We start from the raw sequence: 15,300 nt of genomic DNA, 5'->3' as shown, positions 1-15,300 counted from the left end.
GGAGGGTGAGGACTCCCCTCCCTTCAGGGAGGGGAGGATTCAAAGTCCCAGTGCCAGCCGGTAATACGCCTGGTTCCAGCGGAGATCGCGCCGGAACTGCTTCGGGGTGGTGGTCTCGTCGATGAGGGCGAGTTCCAGGCGGAGCATCTCCGCCAGGTCGTCGAGGTGGTCGCAGGTGAGGGCGGTACTGAGGACGGTGTGGTGCGGTCCTCCGGCCGTCAGCCAGGATTCGGTGGAGGTTCGCAGGTCGGGGTGGGGTCGCCAGACCGCGCGGGCGACGGGCAGGGCGGGCAGCGGGTGGGGGGTGCCACCACGTCGATGTCGTTGGCGATCAGGCGGAAGCGGTCGCCGAGGTCGGCGAGGCCGACCACGACGGCCGGGCCGGGGGCGGCGTCGAACACCAGGCGCACCGGGTCCTCCCGCCCGCCGATGCCGAGGGGGTGGATCTCGCAGCTGGGCCTGGCGGCCGCGATGGTGGGGCAGACTTCCAGCATGTGTGCGCCGAGGATGAGCTCGTTGCCGGGTGTCAGGTCGTAGGTGTAGTCCTCCATGAAGGAGGTGCCGCCGGGGAGGCCGGCGGCAGCCACCTTGAGGGCGCGCAGCAGGACGGCGGTCTTCCAGTCGCCCTCTCCTCCGAAGCCGAACCCCTGGGCCATGAGCCGCTGGACCGCGAGGCCGGGCAGCTGGCGCAGTCCGCCCAGGTCCTCAAAGTTGGTGGTGAAGGCCCCGAAGCCGCCCGTTTCGAGGAAGGTGCGCAGGCCGGCTTCGATGCGGGCCGCGTAACGCAGCGAGTCGTGCCGTTCGCCGCCCGGTCGCAGTTCCGGCGTCAGGTCGTACAGGTCAGCGTACTCCTCGAGGAGGGAAGCCACCTCGGTCTCGTCCGCGCTGTCGACGACCTCCACCAGGTCGTTGACGCCGTAGGTGTTGACGGAGACACCGAAGCGCAGCTGGGCCTCGACCTTGTCGCCCTCGGTGACGGCCACGTCGCGCATGTTGTCGCCGAAGCGGGCGACCTTGAGGGTGGCCAGTTCGGATCGTGCGGCTGCCGCCCGCGCCCAGATCGCGACGCGTGCGGTCGTCACCGGATCGGTGACGTGGCCGGCCACGGTCTTGCGGGGTACGCCGAGACGGGTCTGGATGTGCCCGAACTCGCGGTCTCCGTGGGCGGCTTGGTTGAGGTTCATGAAGTCCATGTCGATGGTGTCCCAGGGCAGGGCGACGTTCGACTGGGTGTGGAGGTGCAGCAACGGCTTGCGCAGCGCGTCCAGTCCGGCGATCCACATCTTGGCCGGCGAGAATGTGTGCATCCAGGCGATGAGCCCGATGCACCGGTCGTCGGCGTTCGCGTCGAGGCACACCCGGCGGATGGCGTCGGCGTCGGTCAGTACCGGCTTCCACACGACACGTGCGGGAATGCCGGAGACGTCTGCCAGGGCGGTGGCGATCTGCCGCGACTGTTCGGCGACCTGCTTCAGTGTCTCCTCCCCGTACAGGCCTTGGCTGCCCGTGAGGAACCAGATTTCCTGGTCGGGAGATGTTCGGCTGGGCACATGGACTCCTGAAGGTGACGTCCCGCAACGGTGGTGAGGGCGGCGGGCGGGTGGGGAAGCGGGAAGGCAGCGAGGGGCGGGGTCAGCCTGCTGCGCGGGTCGTGTCGCGGATGCTCCTCAGGCGGTGCAGCAGGCCGCCGGTGCCGAAGTGGTCGTGCAGGAGCCGGTACTCGGCGTAGAGGGCGTCGTAGGCGTCGGCCCGGGAGGCGTCGGGCGTGTAGACGGCGGGCAGGCGGCGGCCCATGGCTGCGGTGGCCGTTCGCACGTCGGTGTGCGCGCCGGCCGCTACGGCGGCGTGGATGGCCGACCCGAGGGCGGGGCCCTGGTCGGACGCGGCGAGGGAGACGGGGCGGCGCAGCACGTCGGAGTAGATCTGCATCAGCAGTTCGTTCTTGGCCAGTCCGCCGGCGACGATGAACTCGTGCACCGGTACGCCGCCTGCTTCCAGGGCCTCCACGATGACGCGGGTGCCGAACGCGGTGGCTTCGAGCAGCGCGTGGTAGACGTCTTCGGGGCGGGTCGCGAGGGTGAGACCCACGATGACTCCGGAGAGGTGGTGGTCGACGAGGACCGAACGGTTGCCGTTCAGCCAGTCGAGGGCGACCAGTCCGTGTCCGCCGACCGGCTGTCGGGCGGCTTTCCGGGTCAGCAGGGTGTGCAGGTCTTCGCCGCGGTCGGCGGCCTCGGCGAGGTAGTCCGACGGGACGCCTTGGTCCAGTACCCAGGCGAAGATGTCGCCGACCGCGCTCTGGCCGGCCTCGTAGCCGTAGGTTCCCTCGACGATCCCACCGCCCACGACACCGCAGATGCCGGGGACATCGGCGAGGACGGGGGCGTTCACGACGTGGCAGGTGGAGGTCCCCATGATGGCGAGCAGTTGACCGTCCTCGACGGCCTGGGCCGCCGCTGCGGTGACATGGGCGTCGACGTTGCCCGCGGCCACGGCGATGCCGGGGCGCAGCCCTGTCCAAGCTGCTGCCTGGGTACTGAGCGAGCCCACTCGTGAGCCCAGCGCGGCGAGGGGGAATTCGAGCCGCGTACGTGCGAAGTCGGCGAACCGGGGGTTCAGCGCGGCCAGGTACTCCTCGCTCGGGTAGGCGCCGTCCTGGTGGATGCCCTTGTATCCGGCGGTGCAGGCGTTGCGGGACTCGGTTCCCGTGAGTTGCCACACGATCCAGTCGGCGGCCTCGATCCACCGCGCGCAGGTTTCGTAGACGAGCGGATCCTCCTCCAGGACCTGCAGGGCCTTCGCGAACTGCCACTCGGCGGAGATCCGGCCGCCGTAGCGGGCGATCCATTTTTCCCCGCGGGCGTGGGCGAGTTCGTTGATGCGGTCGGCATGCGACTGGGCGGCGTGGTGCTTCCACAGCTTGGGCCACGCGTGCGGCCGTGCGGCGAGCTCGGTCTCGGAGAGGGGAGTCCCGTCGGCCAGCGTGGGCAGGACGGTGCAGGCGGTGAAGTCGGTGGCGATACCGATCACCGAGGCGGGATCGATCCCGGCCGCCGCCACGGCCTCCGGGATGGCGTGACGCAGTACGTCCCGCCAGTCCTGGGGGTGTTGCAGGGCCCAGTCCGGAGGTAGTTGCGCACCGCCGTGCGGCAGGTGCCGGTCGATGACGCCGTGCCGGTAGGCGTGGACCGCCGCGGCCAGCTCCTGACCGTCGCGAACCCGCACCACCACGGCGCGGCCCGACAGCGTGCCGAAGTCGACGCCGACCGTGTACTGCTCCGATTCCTCGGAAGGCGGGGTGGGTGCGAGGGGATGGGGTGACGTCAACAGAGTGCCTTTCGAAGGAGCAGTGGGGCGGCAGGCGGCGCGGCCCGGCAGCCGGAGATGCCGTCCCGACAATCCTGGCGGTCGGCGGAGGGTCCGATGCCATGCAGTGTGAGCGCTAACAATGTCGATAGGCAAGAGGTCTGCGTGGATCATGTAGGGAGCTCCTTCGGCGCGGCGGCCTCCGTATACCGGGGGCTCGGCTCGTTCTGCCGTTGATTCGGTGCGGGTTGAGGTCTCTGATCCGGGTGGCGGGGTCGATGGTCTCGCGAACGGATGGAATCCGCCTCGCTGTCGCACGCGCCCGGTAACGGACAGGTAACGCGCGCAAGGGGGTTGAGAACCAGGCTTGTTAGCGCTCACAATGCGACGGCGCCCCCTTCTCAAGGGCATCCCTCTCCTGTCGACCCCGGCTCCGCCCCCGGCCCCGCCACGCCCCTGACCCCGGGCACAGCCCGGCCCCCGCCGTGCAGAGCCTCTTCCGTACACCCCGAAAGGACACCCGTCATGGCTCGCAGAGCAGCTCTCGTCCTCACCGCCGCCCTTCTCGCCTCCTCGGCGTTGACCGCCTGCTCGACCGAGGGCCCCGCCTCCGGCCCGGCCTCCGGGGCCAAGGCGGACTCCGGCGGCGCGATCACCATGGGCTTCGCCCAGGTCGGCGCCGAGAGCGGTTGGCGTACCGCCAACACCAAGTCCGTCCAGGAGGCGGCGAAGAAGGCCGGGATCGACCTCAAGTTCTCCGACGCGCAGCAGAAGCAGGAGAACCAGATTAAGGCGATCCGTACCTTCATCCAGCAGAAGGTCGATGTGATCGCCTTCTCGCCGGTCGTGGAGTCCGGCTGGGACACGGTGCTGAAGGAGGCCAAGGACGCGGGCATCCCGGTCATCCTCACCGATCGCGCCGTGGACACCAAGGACACCTCCCTCTACAAGACCTTCCTGGGCTCGGACTTCGTCAAGGAGGGCAAGTCCGCGGGCGAGTGGCTGACCAGCGCGTACGCCAACGAGCAGAGCCCGGTCAACATCGTCGAGCTCCAGGGCACCACGGGCTCCGCACCCGCCAACGACCGCAAGGCCGGCTTCGCCGACGCCATCCGCGCCGACGGCAAGTTCAAGATCGTCGCCTCGCAGACGGGCGACTTCACCCGCGCCAAGGGCAAGGAGGTCATGCAGGCGTTCCTGAAGTCCCAGAAGGACATCGACGTCCTCTACGCCCACAACGACGACATGGCCCTTGGGGCCATCCAAGCCATCGAGGAGTCCGGCAAGAAGCCCGGTACGGACATCAAGGTGATCTCGGTGGACGGAATCAAGGACGCCTTCGTCGCCATGACCGAGGGCAAGATCAACGTCGTGGTGGAGTGCAACCCGCTGCTCGGCGACCAGCTGATGGAGCTGGCCAAGAAGGTCGTCGCAGGGGAGAGCGTGCCCACCCGGGTCGAGACCCAGGAGGGCGTCTTCCCGCAGGACAAGGCCGCGGCCGCGCTGCCGTCCCGGAACTACTGAAACAGCAGGTTCCGGTGCCGGAGGAGGCCCGGCCCCGGTGCCTCCTTCACCGTCCGGAGCCCGCTCCACGACCCCACCCACGAGAGGAGGGCGGATGGCATCCCCGCCCACGCCGCGGCCCACGGACGCCGGCGGCCCGCAGTCGGTCCTGGAAGCCCAGGGCATCCGCAAGCAGTTCCCGGGCGTGCTCGCCCTCGACGGAGTCGCCCTGCGGCTGTTCCCCGGTGAGGTGCACGCCCTGATGGGCGAGAACGGCGCCGGGAAGTCCACCTTGATCAAGGTGCTCACCGGCGTCCATCCCGCCGACGGCGGCACGATCCTCGTCGACGGCCGGCCCCACGCGTTCGCGGAGCCCCTCCAGGCGCAGCAGGCCGGGATCAGCACCGTCTACCAGGAGGTGAACCTCTGCCCGAACATCTCGGTCGCCGAGAACATCCTCATCGGGCGCGAACCGCGCCGGTTCGGTCTCATCCACTGGTCCGCGATGCGGCAGCGGGCCGCTGAGCTGCTGACGGAACTGGACCTCGACCTGGACGTCACCGGCCTGCTCGGCTCGCACTCCCTGGCGGTGCAGCAACTGGTCGCCATCGTCCGTGCGGTGGACGTCTCGGCGAAGGTGCTCGTGCTGGACGAACCCACCTCCAGCCTGGACCGCGAGGAGGTCGCCCAACTCTTCACCCTGGTACGGCGCCTGCGGGACCGCGGGGTGGCCATCCTGTTCGTCACGCACTTCCTCGACCAGGTATTCGACCTCTGCGACCGCGTCACCGTCCTGCGCAACGGCCGCCTGGAAGGCGAGTACCCCATCGGCGAACTCACCCCGGTGACGCTCGTCCAGCGCATGATCGGCGGAGAACTCGCCACCCTCGACCAGCTGTCCGACCGTGCCCGCGAGGAAGCGGCCGAACGGGAGGCCGGCGAGCCGTTCTTGCGGGCCCGCCAACTGACCCGTACCGGCTCGATCGAACCGTACGACCTCGACATCCACGCCGGCGAGGTCATCGGACTGGCCGGCCTCCTGGGCTCGGGCCGCACCGAGGTCGCGCGCCTCCTGTTCGGCGCGGACAGCGCGGACGCCGGAGAGGTCAGCATCGAGGGCAGCAAGGTCCTCCTGCGCACCCCCGCCACGCCATCGCCCGAGGCATCGCCTTCTGCTCCGAGAACCGCAAGTCCGAGGGACTGGTGGGCGAGCTCACGGTCCGCGAGAACATCATCCTCGCCCTGCAGGCCGCCCGCAGCTGGACCAGGCCGCTGTCCCGTGCGAAACAGGACGAACTGGCACGGCACTGGATCGAAGCCCTGGACATCCGCCCCGCCGACCCCGAAGCACAGGTGCGCCACCTCAGCGGAGGCAACCAGCAGAAGGTCCTCCTCGCGCGGTGGCTGCTGACTGCGCCCCGGCTCCTGATCCTCGACGAACCCACCCGGGGCATCGACATCGGGGCCAAGGCGGAGATCCAGAAACTCGTCGCCCGGCTGGCGAGCGAAGGCACCGCCGTGCTGTTCATCTCGGCCGAACTCGAAGAGGTCCTGCGCCTGAGCCACCACATCGCTGTACTGCGCGACCACCGCATGGTGGCCACCCTCAGGAACGACGACAGCGTCACCCCCGAACGCCTCCTCACGACCATCGCCACCGGAGCAGCCTCATGACCCCCAGCCTGCCAAGTCCGAGGCGGTCGGCGGCGGCATCGGGCGACGACTGGCCGGCCACCGCCTGCTGTGGCCCGCGCTCATCCTCCTCGCCCTGCTCCTCGGCAACCTCGCGTTCCACCACGACTTCTTCTCCGTCCGCGTACGCGACGGCCACCTCTACGGCAGCCTCGTCGACATCCTCCAGTTCGGCGCGCCCCTCACGCTGGTGGCGCTCGGCATGACCCTCGTCATCGCCACCCGCGGCATCGACCTCTCGGTCGGTTCGACCGTCGCCATCGCCGGCGCCCTCGCCTGCGGGCACATCTCCACCGCCGCACACCCCGGCAGCGTCGCCACGATGCTCACGGCCGTCGCCCTCGCGCTCGGCGTCGCCCTCGTACTGGGCCTCGCCAACGGCTTCCTGGTGTCCGGGCTGGGGGTGCAGCCCATCGTGGCCACCTTGATCCTCATGGTCGCGGGCCGCGGCGTCGCCCAGCTGATCACCGGCGGCCAGATCATCACCGTGACCAGCGCCCCCTACAAGATGATCGGGGGCGGCTACTGGCTGACCTTCCCGTTCGCCGTCCTCCTGGCGACCGCCCTCGTCGCGCTCACCGGCTTCGTCACCCGTCGCAGCGCACTCGGCATGCTGATCGAGTCCGTGGGCGGCAACCCCGCCGCCAGCCGCCTGGTCGGCATCCGCGCCGGCGGTCTGCTCGCCCTGGTCTACGTCTTCAGCGCGCTGTGCGCCGCCGTCGCCGGGCTGATGATCAGCTCCAACGTCTCCAGCGCCGACGGCAACAACGCCGGCCTGTGGATCGAACTCGACGCGATCCTCGCCGTCGTCGTCGGAGGCACCGCCCTGACCGGAGGACGCTTCTCCCTCGGCGGCACCGTCCTGGGCGCCCTGATCATCCAGACCCTGTCCACCACCGTCTACACCCTAGGTGTCCCACCCGAGACCACCCTCGTCTTCAAGGCCTTCGTCGTCATCGTCGTCTGCCTCATGCAGTCCCCGGTCTTCCGGGCCAAGGTCCTGCGCCGCCGCAGGACGACCACTCTCCGAACCCACACCACGGCGGGCGCCGCCCCGCAGCAGGAGGTACGCGCATGAGTACCGGCATCGCGAGCGCCGCCGCGCAACTCACCCGTCCCTTCGCGACCGTGTCCCCGCGCATCCGCACCCGTATCCCACTGATCGTCACGGCCGTCCTGCTGGCCGTCATGTTCAGCGTCGGATCGGTGCGCTACGAGGGCTTCCTCTCCGCGCAAGTGGTACTGAACCTGCTGATCGACAACGGATTCCTCCTGGTCGTCGCGGTCGGGGCGACCTTCGTCATCCTCACCGGCGGGATCGATCTGTCCGTCGGCTCCATGGTGGCCCTGTCGACCATGCTCACGGCCTGGCTGGTCGAGTCGCACGGCTGGCCCCTGGCCACCGTCATCCCCCTGGTGCTGCTCGTCGGCGCCGCGAGCGGAACGCTCATGGGCTGGATCATCCACACCTTCGAGATCCAGCCGTTCATCGTCACCCTGGCCGGCATGTTCCTCGCCCGCGGGCTCTGCTACACGATCAGCACCGAATCCATCACGATCAGCGACCCCACCACGGCCGGAATCGCGCAGACCCGGCTGTACGGCCCGGGAGGACTGTTCGTCTCGGTCCCGGTGGTCATCGCCCTGGCCGTGCTGGTGATCGCCTTCGTCGTACTGCACCACACGCGCTTCGGCCGCAACGTGTACGCGCTGGGCGGCAACGAGTCCTCCGCACGACTGATGGGTCTTCCGGCGGGCTCCACCAAGATTGCCGTATACGCCGTCAGCGGCCTGTGCTCCGCACTCGGCGGCCTGCTGCTGACCTTCTACATGCTCTCGGGCTACGCCCTCCACGCCATGGGCATGGAACTCGACGCGATCGCCGCCACCGTGATCGGCGGCACGCTGCTGACCGGAGGCTCCGGCTTCGTCCTGGGCACCGCCCTCGGCGTGCTCGTCCTCGGCATGATCCAGACGGTCGTCAACTTCCAGGGCACGCTCAGCTCCTGGTGGACCCGGATCGTCATCGGCGCCCTGCTGCTCGTGTTCATCGTGCTGCAACGTCTGATGAGCGGACGCCGCCCCGCCGCGGATTGACTCCGGCTCCGCAGCCCATCAGCCCGTGCCACCACGTTCGCGTGCCGCGATCACAGCTTGCTTCCCGGCGCGCCCTCCGGTGGACCGACTTCCAGGGAACACCGCCATGGAACAAGCATACGAATCTGTCGACCAGGCCGCCGAGCCCAGGCAGACTGCCGCCTGTCCGCGGACGGTCCGCCCCCTGCGCCTGGACGAGGAAGGAACGGGGGAGAGGTGGCGGTTCGGCTTCCCCGGCAGGGCCTGCGCGGAGGTCCACACGCGCGGCGCCCGCCTCCATTCGCTGATCCTGCCGGACCGCTGGGGCCACACCGCCGATGTGGTGCTCGCCGCCCGCCACCCCGGCGCATGTGAGGACTCCGCACGCTACTTCGGTGCGACGGTGGGCCGTTACGCCAACCGCATCGCGCGCGGCCGGCTCGTGGTCGACGGCGTCACCCACCGGCTCGCCACCCAGGAGACCGGGCACACGCTGCACGGCGGTCCCGACGGGTTCGACCAGCGCATGTGGCGGTGCGAACCCTTCCACTCCGCGCACCGCACCGGTGTCCGCCTGTTTCTGCACAGCCCCGACGGCGACCAGGGATTCCCCGGTGCCCTCAACGTCCGCGTCGCCTACACGCTGGACCGAGACGACAACCTGACCCTGTCGTACCAGGCGGTCGCCGACGCGCCGACGATCGTCAACCTCACCAACCACGCCTACTGGAACCTCGAAGGAGAGGGGCGCGGCAACGTCCTGGCCCACCACCTCCAGGTCGAGGCCCCCCTCTACACCCCCGTCGACGCCGAGCTGATCCCCGACGGCCCCCACCGCTCGGTCAGCGGCACCCCGTTCGACCTTCGCCGGCACCGGCGGCTCTCCGACGTCCTGACCCATACGGATGCACAACTGGCGCTGGCCGGTGGCGGCTTCGACCACAACTGGGTCCTCGACGGCGCCCGGCGAGCCCGTCCTCGGAAGGCCGCCGTGTTGTACGCCCCCGCATCCGGCCGCCGTATGGACGTGCTCACCACGGAACCGGGCATCCAGGTCTACACCGCCCAAGGCCTGACCGGTGACATCACGGGCAAGGGAGGCAAGCCCTACCAGGCCTACGCGGGGGTCGCGCTGGAAACCCAGCACTTCCCGGACTCGCCGAACCGCCCCGACTACCCGACGGTCCTCCTGCGCCCGGGCGAGCTGTACCGGTCCACCACGATCCACAGGTTCACCACGGTCACCGCCTGAGAGGGGCGGCGCCGGGCCTATCCGCTGTCCGGTGTCGCAGGGACACCGGACAGCGGCTTTCGCGCACACGGCACCTTCCCCGTACGACGTGTTGTCGGTGCCCGGGGAACGGCTACCCCCGGGAAGGGGAGGGGGGTCATGCGCTGGGGGGAGCGCTCCTGCGGGCCGTACTGGCGCGCACGATGAGCTCGGGCGCCACCACCAGGTGGGTCGACTCGTCGGTCCGGCCTTCGATGTGGTCCAGGAGCAGCCCGATGCTGTCGCGCCCGAGCGAGGCGAAGTCCTGGCGGATGGTGGTCAGCGGGGGTGGGAAGAACTCCGCCTCGGGGATGTCGTCGAAGCCGGCGACCGCCACGTCCTCCGGCGTGCGCAGGCCCGCTTCCCGCAAGGCCCGTAGGACGCCGAGGGCCATCTGGTCGTTGGCGACGAACACCGCGGTGAGGCCCGCTCCCCGCCCTCGTGACGCCCGGACCCGACCCGCGAGCTGCTGGCCGGCCTGGTATCCCGACAGTGGACTCCAGTCGCCGCGCAGCAGGGGCGGCACCTCGGCGCCTGCATCTCGTAGCGCTTCCTCCCATCCCTGCGTGCGGGCCTCGCTCTCGAGCCAGTCGGGAGGGCCTGCGACATGCCACACGGTGGCGTGGCCCGACGCGAGAAGATGTTCCGTGATCATGCGAGCGCCGAGGCTCTGGTCCAGCGACACCCCTGGCAGGTCAAGGGTGTGGCCGCCTTCCACGGTGACCACCGGGCACGGTGCTTCCAATGCCGCCAGGGCCCTCACCGCGGCGCGTTGGGGAGTGACGGCGACGATCCCCTCCACGCCCCACCCGGCGAGGTGCTGCATGGCTTCGGCGAGGGCCGTCTGCGTGGCGGTCCGAAGCGTGACGGCGGACGTCAGATAGCCGCGGTCCCGAGCCGCCTCCTGAACTCCCGCCACGGTGCTTGCGGGCCCGTGCAGAGTGGTGTTCACCGCGATGACGCCCAGCGTGTGGGTCCGACGAGTGGCCAGGGCCCGGGCTGCCGAGTTGCGGCGGTACCCCAGCTGCTCGATGACCTGTGTCACCGCGGCCCGGGTCTTGGCGCTGACGTTCGGGTGGTCGCTGAGCACCCGTGAAACGGTCTGATGGGACACGCCGGCGACGCGCGCGACGTCCGTCATCGTGGGCGCTCGCGAGACGTCTGGGAGCTGGGTCAACTCTCTTCCTTTCCTCATCGAGCGGCCTTCCCTCAAGGTACCGAACCAGCCGCGGCCCGCACACATCTCGGACCGACCGGGAGATTGTCGACCAGGTATCGATGTTGGCGTTCACATTATGCAGCGTTGGCCGCATGGTGTGGGCGGGAATCTCCTCGTACCTATTGAGATTACTACCTGTTAGCGCTCACAATTCGATAGGGGCAGCTGGGGTGGGCGGGATAGCTGTTGTAGCGCAGCCGCGATGCCTGGTGCGGCCCCCGATCAGTCCAGCCCACTCATGCGCGACTGCGGGGCCTGCCGGACGCCAGTCCCAGAGAAACCGCCGCGCATGTCAGACAGACGGTGAGAGCGTAGTGAGCGAGACCATTCTCAAGGACCTCCGTCGCGAGGTCCTCGCGGCCAACCTGCGCATCCCGGAGGCCGGTCTGGCCACCCTCACCTGGGGAAACGTCAGCGGAGTAGATCGAGACGCCGGCGTCTTCGTCATCAAGCCGTCCGGGGTCTCCTATGCCGACCTCACCGAGGATGACCTGGTGGCTGTGTCGCTGGAGGACGGGCGGGTCGTCGACGGGCACCTCAGGCCGTCCACCGACACCGAAACCCATCGGTGCCTCTACCGGGCCTTCCCCTCCATCGGCGGCGTCACCCACACGCACTCGACGCACGCCGTCGCCTTCGCCCAGGCACGCCGTCCGATCCCTGTGCTCGGCACGACACACGCCGACACCTTCAACGGGCCCGTACCCGTGACGGCGGATCTCACCGCCGAGCAGTGCGCGCAGGACTACGAGTACAACACCGGACAGGTGATCGTTGCCCGGCTCGGCGGCGACCCCCGGCGGGCCGACGAGGTCCCCGGAGCGCTCGTCTCACGACACGGCCCCTTCACCTGGGGGGCCACCGCGAAGGCTGCACTGGAGAACGCCATCGTCTGCGAGGCCGTGGCGGAGATGGCGCTGCACACGCTGGCGCTGGGGTCCCGCCTGGGGGACGCCTCCGCACCGCCGAGGCATCTGCTGGAGCGGCACTTCACCCGTAAGCACGGACCGGACGCCTATTACGGCAACATCCCTCACGCCCCAGGCATCTGAGGCCGCGCACCGCCTCGCGGTGCATGATCCCGCCAGACCGTCCGGCAGGCCGCGGCTCGGAAGGCAGCGGGACCTCCCGCGCGCATTCGGGGACGCGGTTCACGTGCTTGACGGGATCGGCCAGGAGGGATGCCGCGGGTCGCTGCAGACGGCCGGCGCTCCGGCGGCCGCCTGCCGGGGCGGACGCGAAACTCTCCCGTCGGCACCGAACGCCGCCTGCCGTGAACGACGCCGTGTGCGCGGCCCGGTCGAGATCGCGTTGGCCCGGGCGTGGTCGCGGTCGCGCAGTTCCGCCGCCCGCAGGGCGCGACCGCGCCCCGCTGGGTGGACGGCCTCACCGTCGCCGACGCGACGGTGCTGGCCGAGTACGACCACCTGCACTTCGGCCGCTGGCCCGCCCTCACCATCCGCCGCAGCGGCGCGGGCCGGATCGCCTGCGTCGGCACCGTGCCGGGGTGCGACCTTCGCTCGGGCCTGGGGCGTGCGAGTCTCCGTCGCGGGCCGGCGCCGCCGCCGATCGTCGATTTCGCGCCACCGTTGTCCCTCCGTCGAAGCTGTGGTGGTAGTTGGCCTGCTCTCGGAGAGAGGGCAGGTCAACTACCTGTACAGCCAGGAGACTTGACGGGGCCGACCGGTGGCAGGCTTGATTGGGAGCGCTCCCATATTTGTCTCCCGCCCACCAAGGAAGGCTCCACCCGTGCCTCCTGTCACCTCCGCCCGCGGCGTGCCACGTCGCGCGGCAGCTGTCCTCGCCGGCTTCGCGCTGGCCGTCGGCGGCCTGTCCGCGACCGCTCTGACAGTTCCGGTCGCGGCTGCCGGCACCGTGGCTGCCGCTGCCGACACGCCCGTCCGGGTCAATCAGCTCGGCTACCTGCCCGCCGGCCCCAAGCGGGCCACCGTGGCCAGCTCCGCGACCGCCCCGCTCGCCTGGCAACTGCGCGACGCCTCCGGCGCGGTGGCCGCGTCGGGCGCCACCACGGTGCGCGGCGCCGACCAGGCGTCCGGCCAGTCCACGCACCTGGTGGACTTCGGCACGTACACCGGCACCGGGACCGGCTACGCCCTGGCCGTCGGCGGCCAGACCAGCCACCCCTTCGACATCTCGGCATCCCTGTACGACGGACTGCGCGCCGACAGCATGTCGTTCTTCTATCAGCAGCGCAGCGGTAGCTCGATCGACGCCGCCCTGGCGGGCGGCAGCTCCTACGCCCGCCCCGCCGGACACCTGGGCGTCGCCCCGAACAAGGGCGACACCAGTGTCCCCTGCCAGGCCGGGGTGTGCGACTACCAACTGGACGTGCGTGGCGGCTGGTACGACGCGGGCGACCACGGGAAGTATGTGGTCAACGGCGGCATCTCCGTCTGGGAAATGGTCAACTCATTCGAGAGGGCCCGCCGTTCGGGCGGCGAAGCGGCGCTCGGCGACGCGACGCTGCGGGTGCCGGAGCGTGGCAACGGGACGCCGGACGTGCTGGACGAGGCCCGCTGGGAGCTGGAGTTCCTGCTGCGGATGCAGGTCCCGGCCGGGAAGCCGATGGCGGGCATGGCCTTCCATAAGATGCACGACGCCAAGTGGACTGCCTTGCCCACCCGGCCAGAACTCGATTCCGAGCAGCGTGAGTTGCACAAGCCGTCGACCGCCGCGACGCTGAACCTGGCGGCCTCGGCCGCGCAGTGTGCCCGGGTATACGCGCCGTACGACGCCGCGTTCGCCGCGCGCTGCCTGGACGCGGCCCGCCGCGCCTGGACGGCTGCCAAGGCCAACCCGGACGTGCTTGCTCTCGCAACCGACAACACCGGCGGCGGTGCGTACGAGGACGCCGACGTCTCCGACGAGTTCTACTGGGCGGCGGCGGAACTCCTGGCCACCACCGGCGAGTCACAGTACCGGGACGCCGTCACCTCCTCTCCGCACCACACCAAGCCCGTCGACGGGTTCTGGTGGGGCGGCACCGCGACGCTCGGCCGGATCACCCTCGCCACCGTCCCCGGCGTGGCCCTGCCCGCCGACGACGTGGCCCGGCTGCGCGGCCTGCTGACCGCGGCCGCCGATGGTCACCTGTTCACCATGGCCGGACAGGGCTACCCGGTGTCGCTCCCCGCCACCGGGTACGTGTGGGGCTCCAACAGCTCCGTCACCAACAACGCAATGGTGCTGGCCGTGGCGTACGAGCTCACCGGTCAACAACGCTACCGGGACGGAGCGTTGGAGAGCCTGGACTACCTGCTCGGCCGCAACGCGCTCGACCTCTCCTACGTCACCGGCTACGGCGATCGCTATTCCGCGAACCAGCACCACCGGTTCTGGGCGCATCAGAACGACGCCTCGCTGCCGCACCCGCCGGCGGGTTCCTTCGCGGGAGGGCCGAACGCCGGGCTGGAGGACCCGGTGGCCAAGGAGAAGCTCGCGGGCTGCGCACCGGCGGCGTGCTACGTGGACGACATCGGCTCGTACTCCACCAACGAGGTGGCCATCAACTGGAACGCCTCGCTGGCCTGGCTGGCGGCTTTCGCGGCTGAGCGGCGCAGCGTCCCGGCGGTGCCCGTGGTCGAGGTGGCACCGGCGGCCGTGACCGTCCCGGAGGGCGGTTCGGCACCGGTGGGCGTGCGGCTCTCGGCCGCGCCCGCGCAGAACGTCACGGTGACGGTGACCCGGAACTCCGGCGACCAGGACCTGTCGGCAGCCGCGACCCTGGTGTTCACCCCGGGCAACTGGGCGACGGAGCAGCAGGTTTCGGTCTTCGCCGCGCAGGATGCCGACGCGTCCTCGGGCAGCGCAACCTTCACGGTCGGTGGTCCTGGCGTGCAGCCGGCGACGTTCACGGTGACGGAGGCGGACGACGACGCGTCGGCGGCCTCCTGCACGGTGGCGTACCGGATCGACAACGCCTGGGGCAACGGCTTCACTGCGACGGTGACCGTGAGGAACACGGGAACCTCCGCGATCTCCGGGTGGACCCTCGGCTGGAGTTTCGCGGGTGATCAGCGGATCAGCAACGCCTGGAATGCCACGGTGAGCCAGTCGGGCAGCACGGTCACCGCCCGGGACGCCGGGTGGAACGGGACCCTGGCGCCCGGCGGCAGCGTGAGCTTCGGCTTCCAGGCGACGTACTCGGGTACCAACGCGATCCCGGCGCGCTACACGCTCAACGGTGCAGTCTGCTCCTGAACGATCATGCCCT

General features: G+C 70.2%; 8 protein-coding genes and 2 pseudogenes. 7 read left to right on the top strand and 3 right to left on the bottom strand.

Going from position 1 to position 15,300, the window contains the following annotated elements; genetic code table 11:
- Positions 1–39: 39 nt before the first annotated feature.
- Positions 40–1,550 (bottom strand): annotated as a pseudogene (araA, locus tag JIW86_RS02450) (L-arabinose isomerase).
- Positions 1,551–1,632: 82 nt separating this feature from the next.
- The gene (gene araB, locus JIW86_RS02445) at positions 1,633–3,327 is read right to left on the bottom strand and encodes a ribulokinase (protein ID WP_257552286.1); all 1,695 of its coding nucleotides are present in this window, start codon (positions 3,325–3,327) and stop codon (positions 1,633–1,635) included.
- 504 nt (positions 3,328–3,831) lie between these two features.
- Here araB and JIW86_RS02440 point away from each other — a divergent pair.
- From JIW86_RS02440 to JIW86_RS02420, 5 genes and pseudogenes are all read left to right on the top strand, one after another.
- On the top strand, positions 3,832–4,830 hold the full coding sequence (locus JIW86_RS02440; RefSeq protein ID WP_257552285.1) for an ABC transporter substrate-binding protein: 999 nt from the start codon (positions 3,832–3,834) through the stop codon (positions 4,828–4,830).
- A 94-nt stretch (positions 4,831–4,924) separates the two neighbouring features.
- A pseudogene (locus tag JIW86_RS02435) lies at positions 4,925–6,483 on the top strand (sugar ABC transporter ATP-binding protein).
- Between the two features lie 37 nt (positions 6,484–6,520).
- Positions 6,521–7,579: an ABC transporter permease gene (locus JIW86_RS02430; protein ID WP_257559195.1), complete on the top strand. Its 1,059-nt coding sequence runs from the start codon at positions 6,521–6,523 to the stop codon at positions 7,577–7,579.
- Positions 7,576–8,598: a galactofuranose ABC transporter, permease protein YjfF gene (gene yjfF / locus JIW86_RS02425; protein WP_257552284.1), complete on the top strand. Its 1,023-nt coding sequence runs from the start codon at positions 7,576–7,578 to the stop codon at positions 8,596–8,598. The genes JIW86_RS02430 and yjfF overlap by 4 nt, the downstream gene beginning before the upstream one ends.
- A 106-nt stretch (positions 8,599–8,704) precedes the next feature.
- Positions 8,705–9,829, top strand: coding sequence for an aldose epimerase family protein (locus JIW86_RS02420; RefSeq protein ID WP_257552283.1), 1,125 nt, complete (start codon positions 8,705–8,707; stop codon positions 9,827–9,829).
- Between the two features lie 136 nt (positions 9,830–9,965).
- Here JIW86_RS02420 and JIW86_RS02415 read toward each other — a convergent pair whose 3' ends face one another.
- The gene (locus JIW86_RS02415; RefSeq protein WP_416237515.1) at positions 9,966–11,042 is read right to left on the bottom strand and encodes a LacI family DNA-binding transcriptional regulator; all 1,077 of its coding nucleotides are present in this window, start codon (positions 11,040–11,042) and stop codon (positions 9,966–9,968) included.
- A gap of 338 nt (positions 11,043–11,380) precedes the next feature.
- Here JIW86_RS02415 and araD point away from each other — a divergent pair, with 338 nt between their 5' ends.
- Together araD and JIW86_RS02405 are read left to right on the top strand one after the other, a co-directional pair.
- On the top strand, positions 11,381–12,118 hold the full coding sequence (gene araD / locus JIW86_RS02410; protein WP_257552281.1) for an L-ribulose-5-phosphate 4-epimerase AraD: 738 nt from the start codon (positions 11,381–11,383) through the stop codon (positions 12,116–12,118).
- 697 nt (positions 12,119–12,815) lie between these two features.
- Positions 12,816–15,287 carry a glycoside hydrolase family 9 protein gene (locus JIW86_RS02405; protein ID WP_257552280.1) on the top strand — a complete coding sequence of 824 codons (2,472 nt, stop codon included), beginning with the start codon at positions 12,816–12,818 and terminating at the stop codon, positions 15,285–15,287.
- Positions 15,288–15,300 lie beyond the last annotated feature (13 nt).

Source organism: Streptomyces sp. NBC_00162 (genome assembly GCF_024611995.1).
In the GTDB taxonomy this organism is placed as follows: Bacteria; Actinomycetota; Actinomycetes; order Streptomycetales; family Streptomycetaceae; genus Streptomyces.
The sequence above is the reverse complement of the archived record's forward strand: the minus strand, read 5'-3'. Positions and strand labels throughout refer to the sequence as shown.